This is a genomic window from Actinobacillus minor NM305 (assembly GCF_000175195.1).
Taxonomy (GTDB): Bacteria; Pseudomonadota; Gammaproteobacteria; order Enterobacterales; family Pasteurellaceae; genus Haemophilus_A; species Haemophilus_A minor.
The window spans coordinates 1-440 of sequence record NZ_ACQL01000082.1; the positions used below are offsets into that span (position 1 = coordinate 1).

The 440-nt window shown below is 43.0% G+C and carries 1 protein-coding gene; it reads right to left on the reverse strand.

All coding sequences use genetic code 11. The features are described from left to right. Nucleotides 1-440, reverse strand: a 440-nt coding sequence (locus AM305_RS04240) for an NAD(P)H-dependent oxidoreductase (protein WP_005823433.1), incomplete at both ends; no start/stop codon positions are given.

Below are 440 nucleotides of genomic sequence, written 5' to 3' on the forward strand. Positions count from 1 at the left end.
AAATGTTCATCGTTATGCACGCCTGCAATGTACAACGCGCCATAAAGTGGGTATACACCTTGCCATTCAAAGCCTGAATACAAAGCCGAATGCTTAACGGGCTTAACCAAATCTTCAATTTTTGCCACGATTTCGCCATTATAAGTGCCTTCTTGCGAGCCTGTGCTGGTAGAAACGAGCAATTTTTTACCGTGCAATTTGTCGCCACCTTCACCATAAGCAAAGCCGTAGAGCCACACATCGTCTAACCATTTTTTCAAAATCGCAGGGGTGTTAAACCAAAAAGTCGGGTATTGAAACAAGACCACATCGGCTTGCACCAACGCATTTTGCTCGGCTGGCACGTCAATTTTAAAATCAGGGTACAAATCAGACAAACGGCGAACGCTGATTTTGTCGCCAAAATGGTTTTCCAATTCTTTTAAAATTAATTGGTTGCT